15 protein-coding genes, 2 tRNA genes and 1 pseudogene are annotated in these 16,448 nt (G+C 69.0%); 13 read left to right on the top strand and 5 right to left on the bottom strand.

Annotated features, from left to right (window positions below):
- The first annotated feature begins 337 nt into the window (after nucleotides 1-337).
- Nucleotides 338-916, top strand: a complete 579-nt coding sequence (locus OOK07_RS14360; protein ID WP_266796793.1) for a biotin transporter BioY — start codon at nucleotides 338-340, stop codon at nucleotides 914-916.
- An 87-nt stretch (nucleotides 917-1,003) separates the two neighbouring features.
- On the opposite strand, the pseudogene OOK07_RS14355 reads toward OOK07_RS14360, so the two are convergent.
- Nucleotides 1,004-1,294, bottom strand: a pseudogene (locus OOK07_RS14355) (BBE domain-containing protein); the annotation flags it as partial.
- A 314-nt stretch (nucleotides 1,295-1,608) separates the two neighbouring features.
- Between OOK07_RS14355 and OOK07_RS14350 the strand changes: the two are divergent.
- Complete coding sequence (locus OOK07_RS14350; RefSeq protein WP_266796792.1) at nucleotides 1,609-2,211, top strand: serine/threonine kinase C-terminal domain-containing protein; 603 nt, start codon at nucleotides 1,609-1,611, stop codon at nucleotides 2,209-2,211.
- An 81-nt stretch (nucleotides 2,212-2,292) separates the two neighbouring features.
- Here OOK07_RS14350 and OOK07_RS14345 read toward each other — a convergent pair whose 3' ends face one another.
- On the bottom strand, nucleotides 2,293-3,711 hold the full coding sequence (locus tag OOK07_RS14345) for an amino acid permease (protein ID WP_266680347.1): 1,419 nt from the start codon (nucleotides 3,709-3,711) through the stop codon (nucleotides 2,293-2,295).
- A gap of 203 nt (nucleotides 3,712-3,914) precedes the next feature.
- On the opposite strand from OOK07_RS14345, the gene OOK07_RS14340 reads away from it, so the two are divergent.
- Both OOK07_RS14340 and OOK07_RS14335 read left to right on the top strand, forming a co-directional pair.
- Complete coding sequence (locus OOK07_RS14340; RefSeq protein ID WP_266680346.1) at nucleotides 3,915-4,403, top strand: ribose-5-phosphate isomerase; 489 nt, start codon at nucleotides 3,915-3,917, stop codon at nucleotides 4,401-4,403.
- Between the two features lie 38 nt (nucleotides 4,404-4,441).
- Entirely contained in the window at nucleotides 4,442-5,251 is an 810-nt protein-coding gene (locus OOK07_RS14335) for an Fpg/Nei family DNA glycosylase (protein WP_266680345.1), read from the top strand.
- Nucleotides 5,252-5,413: 162 nt separating this feature from the next.
- Here OOK07_RS14335 and OOK07_RS14330 read toward each other — a convergent pair whose 3' ends face one another.
- Nucleotides 5,414-6,643, bottom strand: coding sequence for a GNAT family N-acetyltransferase (locus OOK07_RS14330; RefSeq protein ID WP_266796790.1), 1,230 nt, complete (start codon nucleotides 6,641-6,643; stop codon nucleotides 5,414-5,416).
- 162 nt (nucleotides 6,644-6,805) lie between these two features.
- Between OOK07_RS14330 and OOK07_RS14325 the strand changes: the two genes are divergently transcribed.
- Together OOK07_RS14325 and OOK07_RS14320 are read left to right on the top strand one after the other, a co-directional pair.
- Entirely contained in the window at nucleotides 6,806-7,996 is a 1,191-nt protein-coding gene (locus tag OOK07_RS14325) for a PP2C family protein-serine/threonine phosphatase (protein ID WP_266680344.1), read from the top strand.
- A 336-nt stretch (nucleotides 7,997-8,332) separates the two neighbouring features.
- A complete protein-coding gene (locus OOK07_RS14320) occupies nucleotides 8,333-8,779 on the top strand; it encodes an HD domain-containing protein (RefSeq protein WP_266801947.1) in 447 nt (148 codons plus the stop codon).
- A 26-nt stretch (nucleotides 8,780-8,805) separates the two neighbouring features.
- Here OOK07_RS14320 and OOK07_RS14315 read toward each other — a convergent pair whose 3' ends face one another.
- Nucleotides 8,806-9,984: an acyltransferase family protein gene (locus tag OOK07_RS14315; RefSeq protein WP_405672088.1), complete on the bottom strand. Its 1,179-nt coding sequence runs from the start codon at nucleotides 9,982-9,984 to the stop codon at nucleotides 8,806-8,808.
- Nucleotides 9,985-10,565: 581 nt separating this feature from the next.
- Between OOK07_RS14315 and OOK07_RS14310 the strand changes: the two genes are divergently transcribed.
- Together OOK07_RS14310 and OOK07_RS14305 are read left to right on the top strand one after the other, a co-directional pair.
- Nucleotides 10,566-10,760, top strand: a complete 195-nt coding sequence (locus OOK07_RS14310; RefSeq protein WP_266680342.1) for a hypothetical protein — start codon at nucleotides 10,566-10,568, stop codon at nucleotides 10,758-10,760.
- Nucleotides 10,761-11,099: 339 nt separating this feature from the next.
- Nucleotides 11,100-11,291, top strand: a complete 192-nt coding sequence (locus OOK07_RS14305; protein WP_266680341.1) for a hypothetical protein — start codon at nucleotides 11,100-11,102, stop codon at nucleotides 11,289-11,291.
- Between the two features lie 82 nt (nucleotides 11,292-11,373).
- Here the strand turns inward: OOK07_RS14305 and OOK07_RS14300 are convergent.
- Nucleotides 11,374-11,447, bottom strand: a tRNA-Gly gene (locus OOK07_RS14300).
- 176 nt (nucleotides 11,448-11,623) lie between these two features.
- Here OOK07_RS14300 and OOK07_RS14295 point away from each other — a divergent pair.
- From OOK07_RS14295 to clpX, 5 genes are all read left to right on the top strand, one after another.
- A tRNA-Pro gene (locus OOK07_RS14295) sits at nucleotides 11,624-11,700 on the top strand.
- Nucleotides 11,701-11,925: 225 nt separating this feature from the next.
- A complete protein-coding gene (gene tig / locus OOK07_RS14290; RefSeq protein WP_266796789.1) occupies nucleotides 11,926-13,326 on the top strand; it encodes a trigger factor in 1,401 nt (466 codons plus the stop codon).
- Between the two features lie 280 nt (nucleotides 13,327-13,606).
- Nucleotides 13,607-14,227 carry an ATP-dependent Clp protease proteolytic subunit gene (locus tag OOK07_RS14285; RefSeq protein WP_323178083.1) on the top strand — a complete coding sequence of 207 codons (621 nt, stop codon included), beginning with the start codon at nucleotides 13,607-13,609 and terminating at the stop codon, nucleotides 14,225-14,227.
- 50 nt (nucleotides 14,228-14,277) lie between these two features.
- Entirely contained in the window at nucleotides 14,278-14,958 is a 681-nt protein-coding gene (locus OOK07_RS14280; protein ID WP_323178082.1) for an ATP-dependent Clp protease proteolytic subunit, read from the top strand.
- Nucleotides 14,959-15,136: 178 nt separating this feature from the next.
- On the top strand, nucleotides 15,137-16,426 hold the full coding sequence (gene clpX, locus OOK07_RS14275) for an ATP-dependent Clp protease ATP-binding subunit ClpX (protein WP_266514322.1): 1,290 nt from the start codon (nucleotides 15,137-15,139) through the stop codon (nucleotides 16,424-16,426).
- Nucleotides 16,427-16,448: the final 22 nt, after the last annotated feature.

Raw genomic sequence — 16,448 nt, 5'->3', positions numbered from 1 at the left:
CCGTGCCCTGGCGTCGCAGGTCGACATAGCGACGCGACGTGAAGTTCCGGGCCTGGGCAACCATGGGTCGAAGGGTAGGCCAGAAAAGGTGAATCCGACCAGTCCACTAGGATTCATTTGGTGAGACCCCACAGATTCGCCCGCACCCGGCCGGGTGACCGCGGCCTCCCTGCCTCAGTGACCGGCATCACGCCGAGACCGGTGTAAGCGGCACTCTTTGTCTGGAGTCCACCAAGCCGCCGTTCCACGCTTTGTCGAGCGCTGACGGTGATCGACGCGGGGCCGCCGGGATAGCGTCACCGTGTCCCAGCCGTCCCCCGTCACCCGCGGAGTCCCCATGAGCACCGCCGCCGCCACCGTCCGCCCCCGCGAGGTCCTCGCCGACCTCCTGCCCGCGTCCCGCGTCCGGGACATGGCACTCGTGCTCGGCGGCGCCGCGCTCACCGGCCTCGCGGCCCAGATCTCCGTGCCCGTCCCGGGCTCCCCGGTGCCGGTGACCGGCCAGACCTTCGCCGCCCTGCTGGTCGGCACGACGCTCGGCGCGAGCCGGGGCCTGAGCGCGCTCGTCCTGTACGCGCTGGCCGGCCTCGCCGGTGTGCCGTGGTTCGCCGGCGGCACCTCGGGTGTCTCCGTCTCCTTCGGCTACATCCTCGGCATGATGCTCGCCTCCACGGTCGTGGGCGCCCTGGCCCGCCGCGGCGCCGACCGCTCGGTGCCGCGCATGGCGGGCACGATGCTGCTGGGCGAGGCGATCATCTACGCCGTCGGCGTCCCGTACCTGGCCTACGCAGCCGACCTGTCCGTCTCCGCCGCGATCGCGGCCGGCCTCACCCCGTTCCTGATCGGCGACGCCGTGAAGGCAGCCCTGGCGATGGGGGTCATGCCCACCGCCTGGAAGCTCGTCGACAAGCGCTGACGCGCCGGTCGCTGACGTGCCGGTCGCTGACGCGCTGGTTGTTCACGTGCCGGTCGCTGAAGCGCTGGTTGCTGATGCGCCGGTCGCTCACGTGCCGACGTTGTAGTTGGCGCGGAAGAGGTTCGCCGGGTCGTACCGCGCCTTCAGTTCGGCGAGCCTCTTTCGCGTCCCGGCGTCGTACAGCCCCTCGGTCCGGTCGCCGGCGCCGAACGCGAAGTTGAGCGCACGGCCGATCGTGACCGGCGCGAGCAGCGCGAACGCCGGATCCAGCACCGCCCGTGCCGCGTCCCGGTCGCCCACCGTCAACAGCCGCACCAGGAAGCGCCCTTCGCGATACGGCACCGAGTTCGGTGCGGGCCGCGCGAGCGCCCCGCCCAGTCGCCCGCGACCCGGCGGCGGTCCGGGGTCTCGCTCGTCCGCCCCACCCGGTCACCGAGGAGCGCCCCGCGCAGGGGAACGGTTCCGGCTCCTCGGCCGACGTCCACCAGGGCTCTCAGCACAGCGCGCGCGTTCCCGAGCCGCCTCGCTCCCGCCAGAGCCCGCCCCCCACGTCCGAACAGGCCACCCGCCCCGCTCTGGGCCCCCATCCCCTCCGCACCCCCCAGGGCGAACTCCCCGGTCCCGCGCGCCCCGCGGCCCCCGGCCCCGCGGCCCCGGCTACCCCCCGCCTCAGCCGGCGCCGTGCCGGGATCGTGGCCGCCGTCGGAGTGGCCGCCGCCGGTGCCGTGGTCGCCGTTGTCCTCCTGCCGAACTCCGGGTCGCCCGGCGACGATCGCGCGGGCTCCTCGACCTCACCGTCCATGTCCGCATCCGCCACCACACCTGGTGGCAGCTCGTCGCCCACCGTCGAGGGCACGTCCAGGCCGCAGAGCCTGCCGCCGGGCACACACCGGGAGGCCGGTGGGTTCGCGTGGGCGACTCCGGCGGGCTGGCGGCGGGATCTGCAGACAGGGTCGGAGGTGCACTACACCTCTCCCGACGCCACACAGGAACTCGTGGGCAAGTCGTCCATCGCCCGCGGCGACCTGATGGAGACCTGGCAGAAGTCGGAGGAGAACGCCCACCAGGGCCAGGACTACCAGAAGATCCGCCTGGAGAAGACGACGTTCCGCGGCAACCCGGCGGTGGTCTGGGAGTACACCTTCACGCTGAAGGAAGTCCCGTGGCACGCCCGGCTGCTGGGGTTCGACCAGGAAGGGAAGTCGTACCAGATCAACACCTGGTACCAGCCGGAGAACGAAACCGGGGCCCTCAAGACCTACGACAAGGTCAAGGACAGCTTCACAGTTCTGTGAACGCGCGAGAGGGGCCCGCGGCGGTCACCGCGAGCCCCTCCTGCGGCCGACGTCGGCCGAACCGACGCCGGCCGACCGACGTCAGCGGGTCTTGACCTCGTCCCGCGCCGCCTCGGAGGACGTGCCGTCGACGACGACCCGGCCCCCGCCCACCTTGTGCTTCACCAGGGAGATGACGAGCACGACCGCCGCGACCAGCAGCGACAGCAGCACGGTCTCACGCCCGTCGTGCTCCGTGTCCGTGAGCATGTAACCGAGCACGAACACGATCAGCCCGGCCGTCGCCCAGGTCAGATACGGGTACAGCCACATCTTCACGACCAGCTTCTCCGGCGCCTCGGCCTGGATGATCTTCCGCATGCGCAGCTGCGAGAAGCAGATCACCAGCCAGACGAACAGGGCAACCGCACCACTGGAGTTGACCAGGAAGAGGAAGACCGTGTCCGGGAACTTGTAGTTGAAGAAGACGGCGACGAAGCCGAACACCACCGACGCGACGATCGCCGCCATCGGCACACCGCGGGACGTGGTCCGCGCGAAGATCTTCGGCGCGTCGCCTCGCTCACCGAGTGAGAAGGCCATCCGGGAGGCCGTGTAGAGGCCGGAGTTGAGGCAGGACAGCACCGACGTCAGCACGATGAAGTTCATGATCTGAGCGGCGTGCGGGATCCCCAGGGAGCCGAGGGCGGCGACGTAGGAGCCCTGCTCCTTGATCGACGGGTCGTTCCACGGGAGCAGGGACACGACGACGAGGATCGAGCCCAGGTAGAAGACGGCGATACGCCAGATGATGCTGTTGGTCGACTTTGTCACCGCGCGCTGCGGGTTCTCCGACTCGCCGGCCGCCAGCGTCGCGATCTCGCTGCCCATGAAGGAGAAGACGACCAGCAGGACACCGGTGAGGATCGCGCCGGGGCCGTGGGGCAGGAACCCGCCGTGGGCGGTGAGGTTGCTCAGGCCGGCCTTGTCGCTGTCGACGCCCGGCAGCACACCGAAGACCGCGAGCCCGCCGACGACGATGAACGCGCCGATCGCGACGACCTTGATCCCGGCGAACCAGAACTCGAACTCACCGTAGGAACCGACGGAGACGAGGTTGGTGGCGGTCAGCACCACCATCACGATCAGGGCCCAGCCCCACTGGGGGACGGCCGGCATCCAGCCCGCCAGGATCTTGGCACCGGCGGTGGCCTCCACCGCGAGCACCACGACCCAGAAGAACCAGTAGAGCCAGCCGATGGAGAACCCGGCCCAGCGGCCGAGCGCCCGGTCGGCGTGCGCCGAGAACGAGCCGGAGGTCGGGTTGGCCGCGGACATCTCGCCGAGCATCCGCATCACGAGGACGACGAGCGTGCCGACGAGTGCGTACGACAGGAGGATGCCGGGTCCTGCGGTGGCGATTCCTGAGCTGGAGCCGACGAAGAGGCCGGCTCCGATGACGCCGCCGATGGCGATCATCGTCAGATGGCGGTTCTTCAGGCCGGCCTGGAGACCAGTCATGGGGGAATTCCTTTGCGCCGGGTGAGCGGTTTCGTACGAGCGGCGTACGAGTTGGTCCAGTGAAACGGAGGCAAAGGAATTCTTGAACCTTTGAATCCGGATCGTTACTTGAGGTTTCCTTGAGGTTCCTTGGTTGGGCTCCGGATTTTCCTGGCTGACACCCGGGGCTGCTGCCCGGAAACACCCATGTCACACTCGGAACCATGCGCGTGTATCTCGGCTCCGACCATGCCGGCCTCGAACTCAAGAACCATCTCGTCGAGTGGCTCAAGGCGGCAGGCCACGACCCCGTCGACTGCGGCCCGCACATCTACGACGCCCAGGACGACTACCCGCCCTTCTGCCTCCGTGCCGCGGAGAAGACGGTCGCGGACCCCGAGTCCCTCGGCATCGTGATCGGCGGCTCCGGCAACGGCGAGCAGATCGCGGCGAACAAGGTGAAGGGCGTGCGCGCCGCTCTCGCGTGGAGCGAGGAGACCGCGTCGCTGGGCCGCCAGCACAACAACGCCAACGTCGTGGCGGTGGGCGCGCGGATGCACACGCAGGAGGAGGCGACGAAGTTCGTCGAGGCCTTCCTGGGCACCCCGTTCTCAGGTGACGAGCGCCACATCCGCCGTATCGACATGCTCGCGGACTACGAGACGACGGGCGACCTGCCTCCGATCCCGGCGCACCACCCGCAGCAGGACTGACCTCGTCGCCCTCCGGGTCCCCGAAAGGAACAGGCACCGTGCCAGAGGGGCACACGATCCACCGGCTGGCGTCGGACTACGCCGGCCGCTTCTCCGGCACGGCACCGCGGGTGACCAGCCCCCAGGGCAAGTTCTCCGACGCCGCGGAACTGCTCGACGGTGCCGAACTCACCGGCAGCGAAGCCCACGGCAAGCACCTCTTCCTGGGCTTCCGCGACAGCGACTGGGTCCACATCCACCTGGGCCTGTTCGGCAAGGTCGCCTTCGGTGACGCCCCCGCGCCACCACCCACCGACACGGTCCGCCTCCGCCTCGCGAACGCCACGTCGTACGTCGACCTGCGCGGCCCGACGACGTGCGCCCTGATCACGGACCCCGAGAAGCAGGCGGTACACGACCGCCTCGGCCCCGACCCCCTGCGCACGGACGCCGACCCGCAGGCGGCGTACCGGCGGATCTCCCGCAGCCGTACGACGATCGCCGCGCTCCTCATGGACCAGAAGGTGATCGCCGGTGTCGGCAACGTCTACCGTGCCGAGGTCCTCTTCCGGCACGCCATCGACCCCTACCGCGCCGGCAGGGACATCACCCCGGCCCAGTGGGACGCCGTCTGGGCCGACCTGGTCGAGCTGATGCGTGAGGGCGTCCGCAACAACCGCATCGACACCGTCCGCCCGGAGCACACCCCGGAGGCGATGGGCCGCCCGCCGCGCGTCGACGACCACGGCGGCGAGGTGTACGTCTACCGGCGGGCCACCCTGCCCTGCCACATCTGCGGCGGCGAGATCCGCACCGCCGGCCTCGCCGCCCGCAACCTCTTCTGGTGCCCCACCTGCCAGCAGCCCTGACCCCCGCTCCCCAAGCCCCGAAGCCCACCCGCCCGCCCGCCCTCCGGACGGGTGGACGGACAACGGGAACGGGGCGGCAGGACCCGGTGCCCCGGCAAGCAACGTTCACCCCGGTCGCGACCTCCGGCACGCGCCCCCACGGGCACATCGTCTGTCGGGGCACTAGAACCCGTGCGGCAGCCAGGGCATCACCGGTGAGCCGAAGGCGACCGACGCCTCGGTCAGTGCACCCTGTCGGAGCTCGCGCACCCGCCCGGCGGCCGCCAGCGACGTCAGCGGGACCCCTCCCAGATACGCCGACGCCAACTCCCTTACGGACAGAGTGAGATCGGCGGCATCCTGCGTACGCTCGCAGGACGCGCCCTTCGGGTCGCCGGTCAGGCGCCAACGCCCGCTGTTCCAGGGGCAGAAGGAGTCCTCGACCTCCAACACCACATCCAGCGGCGCCTGGTAGGTGCGGGCCCCGAGTGCCGCGCCCACGTCCACCAGCCGTACGTGCAGCGAGTCCCGGACCAGCAGCGAGCAGCGCCGGATGTCGGAGACCAGGTACTGCCAGGGTTCGTCCACCGGGCGGCGCCGCACGTCGATCTTCGACGTCAGGTCGATGTCGAACAGGAACCGCCACAGCGCCGCGTGCGCCGCCGGATCCAGCGCGTCCACGTCCTGCGCCACGACCGTGCCCTTGGGACCCGCTGCCTCCCAGTCGTCCTTGATCCGGAAGCGCGCGTACCCGACGACCTGGCCTCCGCGCTCCGCGAGCACGCACTGCAGCGGCGACGCACCGTCCCGCTCGCTCTCCGGGTCGAGCACCCACAGCTTCTCCCAGCCCGGAATCCGCGCCACCATGCCCGGCCGCCGCGCCACCAGCTGCGCGTACACGGCCTCGCACGCGGCGAGCGCCTCGGCGGGCGAGACGTACCGCAGCCGTACGTCATCGGTGCCGGGCGGCACGGACAGCCGGACCCGGGTCGTGTCGATCTCGGCGTTGACGTTGTACGTCCCGACGCCGTACCCGAACCGACCGTAGATCGCGGGTTCCGAGGCCGTCAGGACGGCCAGCGGCTCGCCCCACGACCGTACGTCGTCCAGCTGGCGCCGCATCATCGACGTCAGCAGCCCGCGCCGCCGGTGCGTGGCCGCCACGCTGACCATGGTCACCCCGGCCGCGGGCACCGCGGCCCCGCCGGGCACGGTCAGCCGGAAGCTGAACGCTCCCGCCGTCCCCACGCACACGTCACCGTCCCAGACGCCCAGGGAACGGTCCGTCTCGGTGAACTCGCGCCACAGCTCCCGCTCCTCGGCGGACTCCGGATTCCCGCCGAAGGCGCGGATCAGGTTGTCGTACCACTCATCCCAGTCGTCCCGGCGCAGCACGCGCAAGTCAGTGCCCATGAACCATGCCTACCAGGGCATTGCGGGACGAGCGAGGGAATTTCCTCTTGCCGGACCCGCAACGCCTTTCTGTGAAGTTCACTGTGAAGTTGAACCTCGGACGGGGGACAAGTGGGACCTCCCGTGCCAAGCAGCTGGTCCGATGGATAGGGTCCCGAACTAATGGCAGCAGGACGAGAGCGGCGCGCGGAAGCCGAGACGTTCACGGCCCGGTTGAAGATGCAGTGGCACCGGGTCCGCGTCGGCCTGCGCAGAAGCGCTGTCGACTACTTCCGCGGGGACGGTTCGGACTGGGTCGCGCTGGCCGGTCTGCTCCTCACCGTCCCGGTGATCGCGGCCGTCACGCTCGCCAACGCGGTGTGGTGCTCCCCGGCCGTCCTCGTCCTCCCGATCGTGGCGGGCGGCCTGCTGCTGCGCCCGGCGAGCCTGCTCGGTCTGTACGCGGCCGCGGCCACGGCACTGATCGTGGAGTCGGTGAAACTGGGGCCCTACACGGAGGGCCCTTCCCGTGTCACCCCCGGCGTGGTGCTGGTGGTCGCCGCCTGCGGCTTCTTCGGTCTGCTCATCGCCCAGTTCCGCAGCCGGGTCGGCGTGCCCTGGCGGCGCGGCGGCACCATGCTCTTCGACCTGCGCGAACGCATCCGGGTGCAGAGCAAGCTCCCGCAGCTGCCGATCGGCTGGCACCGCGAGATGGCGCTGCGTCCCGCGGGCGGCCAGTCCTTCTCGGGCGACTTCGTGGTCGCCGCCCGCACCAACGGCGGCCGCACGCTGGAGGTCGTCCTGACGGACGTGTCGGGCAAGGGCATGGACGCGGGGTCGCGTGCGCTGCTGCTGTCGGGGGCGTTCGGGGGCCTGCTGGGCTCGCTGCCCCCGCACGCGTTCCTCCCGGCGGCCAACGGCTATCTGCTCCGCCAGGACTGGGACGAGGGCTTCGCGACGTCGATCCACCTCGTCCTGGACCTCGACTCCGGCGACTACGAGCTGTACAACGCCGGACACCCCCCGGGGCTGCAGCTCAGCGCGGGCAGCGGGCGCTGGGAGGAGAAGGCGGCCGAGGGACCGCTCCTCGGCGTGTACGACGGCGCGCAGTTCGACCCCGTGAAGGGCTCGCTGCGCCCCGGTGACGTGCTGATGCTGTTCACGGACGGTCTCGTGGAGACGTCCGACCGCGACATCGTGGAGGGCATAGACCGCCTCACAGGCGAGGCCGACCGCTATGTCGCCGGCGGCTTCCACGGCGCCGCCTGGCACCTCATCGAGGCGGTGGCGAAGGACGTCAACGACGACAGGGCGCTGCTGCTGATCTCCAGGGAGGGGCCGACGGCGACGGCCCAGCTGCCGACGCCGCACTGAGCCCGCGGTGCCGGCGGGTGGGGTTCACCCCTGGCCCCGTCCCGTTCGCCTGGCCGCCCTCATCGACCTCTCCCTCTCCCTCTCCCGCTCACGACCGAGCAGAATGTCGTCCTGCCGGTGCGGCCGGCGGCCATCGCACCGGCCACGCTGGTGCCGATGACGAAGGGAGTGACCGGGCAGGGTCCGTACATGCCCCGCTGGTGTACGGCTCGTTCGCCGGCGGGATCGTCGTCCTCGGGCTGACGACGGTCTCGGGCTGACGGCGGCGACCCTCCCGGCCCGCGCCGCGCTGTGCAAGGAGACACTGGAGCAGTGACCGGAACATCCCGTACCCCGATGACCCTGGCCGAGGTCGAGGCCACCGCCCGCGCCGCCCACGAGGGCCAGACCGACAAGGCGGGACGGCCGTACGCCGAGCACCTGCGGGCCGTCGCCGAAGGCGTCCGCGCGCGGGGCGGCGACGAGGAACAGATCGCAGCGGCCTGGCTGCACGACGCCGTCGAGGACGACGCGCTCTCCGAGCGTTGGCTGGACGAGGCCGCGCTGAGCCGCCGTACGAAGGACATCGTGCTGGCGGTCACCAAGCGCGTGGGGGAGGGGCCGAAGGAGTACGCGGCCCGGATCCTCGCCACGCCGGGCGCACTGCTGGTGAAGGAGGCGGACCTGGCGCACAACGCGGACCCGGCCCGTCTGTCCCGCCTCACCGACGAGCCCACCCGCGAACGCCTGACCGAGAAGTACGCACACATGCGCGCACTTCTCGGCCTGGTTCAGCCCCGGTAGCGGTCCGGGCACGCGGTGGCAGCCTCTCAGGCGTTGGCCCTCTCGCGCTGCTGGGCCTTCTCCCGCTCCCGGGCGAGTTCCGCAGCATCCCGCTTGAACGCCCACTTCATCTCGGGCTCCATCGCGAACCTGAAGACCCGCTGCACCGGCGGGGTGCACAACAGGGTCACGGCGGCAGCGAAGACCACCGTCACGAAGATCTCCCCCAGCGGCCGGTGCAGCCACTTGTGGTCGAACCAGCCGTAGAAGTCACCGGCCTTGACCACGAAGCCGTGCAGCAGATAGCCGTACAGCGTGCCCGCGCCGAGCGCCGTGAACCACATCTTCCGGCGCGGCACCCAGGCGAAGAAGCAGGCGGTCAGCAGCAGCGAGCAGCCGAACATCGCGAGCACCATGACCGGCCCGGTCCACCACGGCGCGGCCAACTCCTGGGCGGCGTCACGGTGGTAGAACCACGCGGTGTTCATGCGCGGCACCGCCCACCAGGCGAAAGCGAGCGCGGCCGCGACGACCGGCACGGACAGGATCCGCATCTTCCGGGTGCGCACCATGTGGAAGTGCTCGGGCTTCATGCACAGACCCAGCACGAAGTACGGCAGGAACTGCAGAACGCGCTGAAGGTCCAGGTCGTCGCCGATCTCCGGGGAGACCGACCCGAACATCGCGACACCGAGCGCGATGGGCAGCGGCCAGCGCAGGTTGTTCCACAGCGGGGTCGTCAGCCGCCAGACGAACAGCGCCACCAGGAACCAGGTGAGGTACCAGGGGTCGAGCAGACTGACCGCCATGCCCGGGTCGTGGTCGCCGTAGCGCTTGAAGAGGGAGTACGCCGTCTCGAAGACGACGTACGGCACGAGTACGCCGGTGACCAGGCGTCTGAGGCGGTCGGGGCGCATGTCGAAACTGCGCGAGAAGTAGCCGGAGATGATGATGAACGCCGGCATGTGGAAGCTGTACACCACCGTGTACACGGCCTCCAGGATGCGGCTGTCACCCTTCAGGGGCTCCCAGGAATGGCCCATCGCCACCAGCACGATCGCCAGATACTTCGCGTTGTCGAAGAACGCGTCGCGCTGTTTGCCGGGTTTGGTGGTTTTGTTCTGCTGATCCTGCGGCGAGCGCGGACTCGGCACTCCCGACGCCGGCGGCTGTGCCGGAGGGAGCGGCGCTCTGTTCTGGCCGTGCGGCCGCAACGAGTTCGTCACAGACCATCCCCCCAGAAGCTGGGGGAGACGAGCCCGGACCTCGCTGCGCGTGCGGGGGACGAGGCAGCGTGAAACATCTGAGGCACCCTAGCGTCGTCTGTGGGTTTTCGTAAAACTCTCCACGCCATTACTGCTAATTGCCTTCGAGTACCCGCGATTAACGGGAGTTGACGCCTGTGTGGGGGTGACGGTCAACACACCATTACATGTCCTGGTTGTCACGACTCGTCCCGACTAAACGGTGCATATGACCCGCAGGCGACTCCTGCGGAATGTCCGCTTCACTGTGCCTGTGGCGCTAATTCGAAATACCTGCGAACGCGTTGTGTGGACATGGAAACGATCTCGTCGAATTTCCTCTGCGGGTGCACCCTCGAATTGCTGTGCGGGAGGCGGGTGTTGGGGCTCTCCCGCGGGCGGCGTCCGTATGGCGCTGGCAAAGGTCCGGCACAGGTGTGGCCGACGATGTCTCACCTGCCGCATACCGGGGCCCTGTTGGTGGCACGATGGTTCTGGCGGGGGTGCGCGGGGCTGGCACCCCCGGGCCGGGAGAGCGGACCGACCGTAGGGTGTGATCAGTTGTGGCCATTTCGCTGTCAGTGGTGCTGCTGTTGGCGATCATCCTGGTGGTGTTGATCCGAGGAGGATCGATCAAGGCCGGCCCCGCCATCGTCGCGGTGCTGTTCGGCTTCTTCCTGGCGTCGACCGGCATGGCCCCGTCGATCAACCGGTTCCTCAACTCGATAGCCGACACGATCAACTCGATCAGCTTCTGATCCCTGGTCCCTGGTCCCTGGTCCCTGGTCCCTGGTCCCTGGTCCCTGGACTCTGGTCCCTGGACTCTGGCCCTTGGCCCCTGGTCGGGTCCCTGGTTCCTGGTCTCTGATCTTCGGTCCCTGATCCGGGAGGCAGTGCCAGGTCGTCGCCGACAGGCGCGCGCACGGGGTGCGGAACCCGCGCGCCGCGCCGGCGCGAGCCTTCCCGCTGACCGCCCGACGCCCGTCACCGCCGCGCACGCCGCCTCGTGCGCCCCCGCGCCCCCGCTCTCCCGCGGGACTGCGCCCGCCCCTCCTACGCTGTCTCCCAGGTCCTGGTCGTGGCAGTGGGGGGAACACATGGGCAACGTCCTGATGACGGTCTTCATCATTGGCATGTCCGCGCTGGGCTGGTGCATCTTCACCGGCCGGATTCCCAGCCGTCCGAGCTCCCATCCGGACTTCGACAAAGCCCTGCCCAGGCTGGTGGGTGGCATGTTCATGCTCGGCGCGGCCTACATGATGGCGGCCCTCCTGCACAGCGTGCTGTGATCCCCCGGCGGGGCTGACAGGCGCCGGAAAGCACTACGGCCCAGGAGACGGAAACTGACCGTCTGCCTGGGCCGTATGCACGTGGAGCGGGCGACGGGAATCGAACCCGCGTAGCTAGTTTGGAAGACTAGTGCTCTACCATTGAGCTACGCCCGCACAGCGTGCGCCGCAGGTCAGTGACCGCGGCACACAAGGCATCGTAGCGGGTCGGATGCGCTCGGCGCACACTCCATTCTGGCCTAACGCTCCCGCCCGCCCCCGCGCGACAGTGGCGCTCGGGAAATGCGGCAGCCGCACTGGCTGCGGGCATGTACCCTACGTGTCGCACCTGACGGGGTGTGGCGCAGCTTGGTAGCGCGTCCGCTTTGGGAGCGGAAGGCCGTGGGTTCAAATCCCGCCACCCCGACCACCGACCGGTCAACACCGGTCACTCGCGCGATCACCTTCGCTTGATCGCCTTTGGGGCGTTCGGCGGCTGCGGTTACTATGCAAGCTGCGCGCCCGTGTGTCTCATCCGCAGGAATCCACTGGACACCCACTGGAGATCCTCCGGACGTCCTTCGGGCGGCGAAATCCGCCGGACCAGTCTGGCCCCGGCAGAGACCAAGAAGTCAGCCCCCAAGGAGACCGAACCGTGAAGAGCGCCGTGGAGACCCTGAACCCGACCCGGGTTCGGCTCAGCATCGAGGTGCCCTTCGAGGAGCTCAAGGACAGCCTCGACGCGGCGTACAAGAAGATCAACCAGCAGGTCACGGTGAAGGGCTTCCGGAAGGGCAAGATCCCGGCGCGCGTCATCGACCAGCGGTTCGGCCGCGGAGCGGTCCTGGAGGAAGCGGTCAACGACGCGCTTCCGAAGTTCTACACCGAGGCGGTCAACGAGGCCGAGCTCAACGTCCTCGGCCAGCCCGAGGTCGACATCACGGAGCTGAAGGACGGCGAGACGCTGAACTTCACCGCCGAGGTCGACATCCGCCCCGCCCTCGAGATCCCGGACTACTCCGGCATCGAGGTCGAGGTCGACGCCGTCGAGGTCACCGAAGAGGACATCGAGAAGTCGGTCGAGCAGCTTCGCGAGCGCTTCGCCTCCACCTCCCCGGTCGAGCGCGCCGCCGAGGAAGGCGACGTCGTCACGATCGACCTGGAGGCCAAGGTCGAGGGCGAGGTGCTGGAGGACGGCGTCGCGTCCGGCGTCTCCTACACCATCGGCTCCGGCGAGCTGCTCGACGGCATCGACGACGCCGTGAAGGGCATCGAGGCCGGTGGCGAGGCCACCTTCACCTCCGAGCTCAAGGGCGGCTCGGCGGCCGGCAAGGAGGCCGAGGTCACCGTCAAGGTCACCCAGGTCGCCGCCCGTGAACTGCCCGAGCTGGACGACGACTTCGCACAGCTCGCCTCGGAGTTCGACACCCTCGAGGAGCTGAAGGCGGACAGCCGCAAGCGCCTGGAGAACATGAAGCAGTACGACCAGGCCACGCAGGCCCAGGAGCGCGTCCTGGAGAAGCTGCTCGAGCTGGTCGAGGTCCCGGTCCCCGAGAAGCTGCTCGAGGACGAGATCAACACCCGTAAGCACAACCTTGAGCACCACCAGCTCGGCCAGATGGGCCTCGACCTCGAGAAGTACCTCGAGATCCAGGGCAAGACGGTCGAGGAGTTCGACGCCGAGACCAAGGAAGCCGCGGTCAAGGGCATCAAGACGCAGTTCGTCCTGGACGAGCTCGTCAAGCAGGAGAAGCTGAACGTCAACCAGGAGGAGCTCACCGAGCACCTCATGCGCCGCGCCTCCTCCTCCGGCATGTCCCCCGACCAGTTCGCCCAGGCCGTCGTCGAGGGCGGCCAGGTTCCGCTCCTGGTCGGCGAGGTCGCCCGCGGCAAGGCCCTCGCGGTGGTCGTCGAGGCCGCCACGGTCAAGGACACCAACGGCGAGGTCGTCGACCTCGACGACGACGAGGACGAGACGGAGACGGCCGCGGAGGCCGCCGCCGAGGGCACCGACGGCGACGCCGTCGAGGCCGCCGACGAGAAGACCGAGGGCTGAGCCCACGGCGCCTCGTAGGTCGTAGGACGGGCCCCGGGTCACTCGTGACCCGGGGCCCGTCCGTCTGCCCGGGGCGGTGACACAGCCCCGGGCGGGTGGGCGGCGGCCCGGCCGCCAGGCTCTACGCCCCCGGCGAACACCCCCATCTACGGGATTCTCCGAAGGGACCAGCGCGTTAGGGTCCATGAATACGAGGGCAGTGGAGTCCCCGAACGGGGCTCGGCCCCGAAGGCAAACGTGAAGACGGCCCGGCGCCGTCGTAAGACGAGCAGGTGGATACGTGACGAATCTGATGCCCTCCGCCGCCGGCGAGCCTTCCATCGGTGGCGGTCTCGGCGACCAGGTCTACAACCGGCTGCTCAACGAGCGGATCATCTTCCTCGGCCAGCCGGTCGACGACGACATCGCGAACAAGATCACCGCACAGTTGCTGCTCCTTGCCGCTGCGGACCCCGACAAGGACATCAACCTCTACATCAACAGCCCCGGCGGCTCGATCACGGCCGGCATGGCGATCTACGACACCATGCAGTTCATCAAGAACGACGTGGTGACGATCGCGATGGGCCTCGCCGCCTCGATGGGCCAGTTCCTGCTCAGCGCGGGCACCCCCGGCAAGCGCTTCGCGCTGCCGAACGCCGAGATCCTGATCCACCAGCCCTCCGCGGGCCTGGCCGGTTCGGCCTCGGACATCAAGATTCACGCCGAGCGACTGCTGCACACCAAGAAGCGCATGGCTGAGCTCACGTCTCAGCACACCGGTCAGTCGTTCGAGCAGATCACTCGCGACTCCGACCGCGACCGTTGGTTCGACCCGGAGGAGGCCAAGGAGTACGGCCTCATCGACGACGTCATCACCGCGGCCGTCAACATGCCGGGCGGCGGCGGCACCGGGGCCTGAGGCCCCGTACAGCCCCTCAGCCGACCGCCTAAGCCCCTAGGAGACAGACAGTGAACGACATCCCCGGCAGCGGCCTGTACGACCGCACGCGCGCCGAGTACACGGGCCCGGCCGCAGAGTCCCGATATGTCATCCCGCGCTTCGTCGAGCGCACCTCGCAGGGCATCCGCGAGTACGACCCGTACGCGAAGCTCTTCGAGGAGCGCGTGATCTTCCTGGGCGTCCAGATCGACGACGCCTCGGCCAACGACGTCATGGCGCAGCTGCTGTGCCTGGAGTCGATGGACCCCGACCGGGACATCTCGGTCTACATCAACAGCCCCGGCGGCTCCTTCACCGCGCTGACGGCGATCTACGACACCATGCAGTTCGTGAAGCCGGACATCCAGACGGTCTGCATGGGCCAGGCGGCCTCCGCCGCCGCGATCCTGCTGGCCGCCGGTACGCCCGGCAAGCGCATGGCGCTGCCGAACGCCCGCGTGCTGATCCACCAGCCCTACAGCGAGACGGGCCGCGGCCAGGTCTCCGACCTGGAGATCGCCGCCAACGAGATCCTGCGGATGCGCGCGCAGCTGGAGGAGATGCTGGCCAAGCACTCCACCACGCCGATCGAGAAGATCCGCGAGGACATCGAGCGCGACAAGATCCTCACGGCCGAGGAGGCGCTCTCGTACGGCCTGGTCGACCAGATCATCTCCACCCGGAAGATGAACAACGCCGCCGTCCGCTAGTCGGAGGCTGTATCGTCTGCCGCCCCTTGGCACGGTTGGTGGCCTTTGACACGCTGCACGTCAAAGTGAACCGCGCCAAGGGGGGCCCGAACGGGGGGCTCGGCAAGGTACCGTCGGATTAAGGCAGCACCAGGAGCCGCTGGACCTAGGCGTCTCCCAGGCGAAGGGGAAGCACACCGTGGCACGCATCGGTGACGGCGGCGATCTGCTCAAGTGCTCGTTCTGCGGCAAGAGCCAGAAGCAGGTCAAGAAGCTCATCGCAGGGCCTGGTGTGTACATCTGCGACGAGTGCATCGACCTCTGCAACGAGATCATCGAGGAAGAACTCGCGGAGACGAGCGAGGTGCGCTGGGAGGAACTGCCCAAGCCCCGCGAGATCTACGAGTTCCTCGAGGGCTACGTCGTCGGCCAGGAGCCGGCGAAGAAGGCCCTCTCCGTGGCGGTCTACAACCACTACAAGCGCGTCCAGGCCGGCGAGAACGGCGGCGCCAACGGCCGTGACGACGCGATCGAGTTGGCGAAGTCCAACATCCTGCTCCTCGGCCCCACGGGCTCCGGCAAGACCCTCCTGGCCCAGACCCTGGCCCGCATGCTGAACGTCCCGTTCGCGATCGCGGACGCCACGGCGCTCACGGAGGCGGGTTACGTCGGCGAGGACGTCGAGAACATCCTGCTCAAGCTGATCCAGGCGGCGGACTACGACGTCAAGAAGGCCGAGACCGGGATCATCTACATCGACGAGATCGACAAGGTCGCGCGGAAGAGCGAGAACCCTTCCATCACCCGCGACGTGTCGGGCGAGGGCGTCCAGCAGGCCCTGCTGAAGATCCTTGAGGGCACGACGGCCTCGGTCCCGCCCCAGGGCGGCCGAAAGCACCCCCACCAGGAGTTCATCCAGATCGACACGACGAACGTCCTGTTCATCGTGGGTGGTGCCTTCTCGGGCCTGGAGAAGATCATCGAGTCCCGTGCGGGCGCCAAGGGCATCGGCTTCGGCGCGACGATCCGCTCGAAGCTCGAGCTGCAGTCCAAGGATCAGTTCGGGGACGTCATGCCCGAGGACCTGGTCAAGTTCGGCATGATCCCCGAGTTCATCGGCCGCCTCCCGGTCATCACCTCGGTGCACAACCTGGACCGCGAGGCCCTGCTCCAGATCCTCATCGAGCCGCGTAACGCGCTGGTGAAGCAGTACCAACGTCTCTTCGAACTCGACGGTGTCGAGCTGGACTTCGAGCGCGAGGCCCTGGAGGCCATCGCCGACCAGGCCATCCTCCGCCAGACCGGCGCCCGCGGCCTGCGCGCCATCATGGAGGAAGTCCTCATGTCCGTGATGTACGAGGTTCCGTCCCGCAAGGACGTCGCCCGAGTCGTCGTCACAGCGGACGTCGTCCACTCGAACGTGAACCCGACGCTTATTCCGCGGGACGCGCGGAACGGGCGGGGGCCGGGGGAGCAGAAGACGGCGTAACCAACCGCCACACATAGCCCAG

Origin of the sequence: Streptomyces sp. NBC_00078 (assembly GCF_026343335.1) — a bacterium.
In the GTDB taxonomy this organism is placed as follows: Bacteria; Actinomycetota; Actinomycetes; order Streptomycetales; family Streptomycetaceae; genus Streptomyces.
This window is presented reverse-complemented; position numbering and strand designations above follow the sequence as displayed.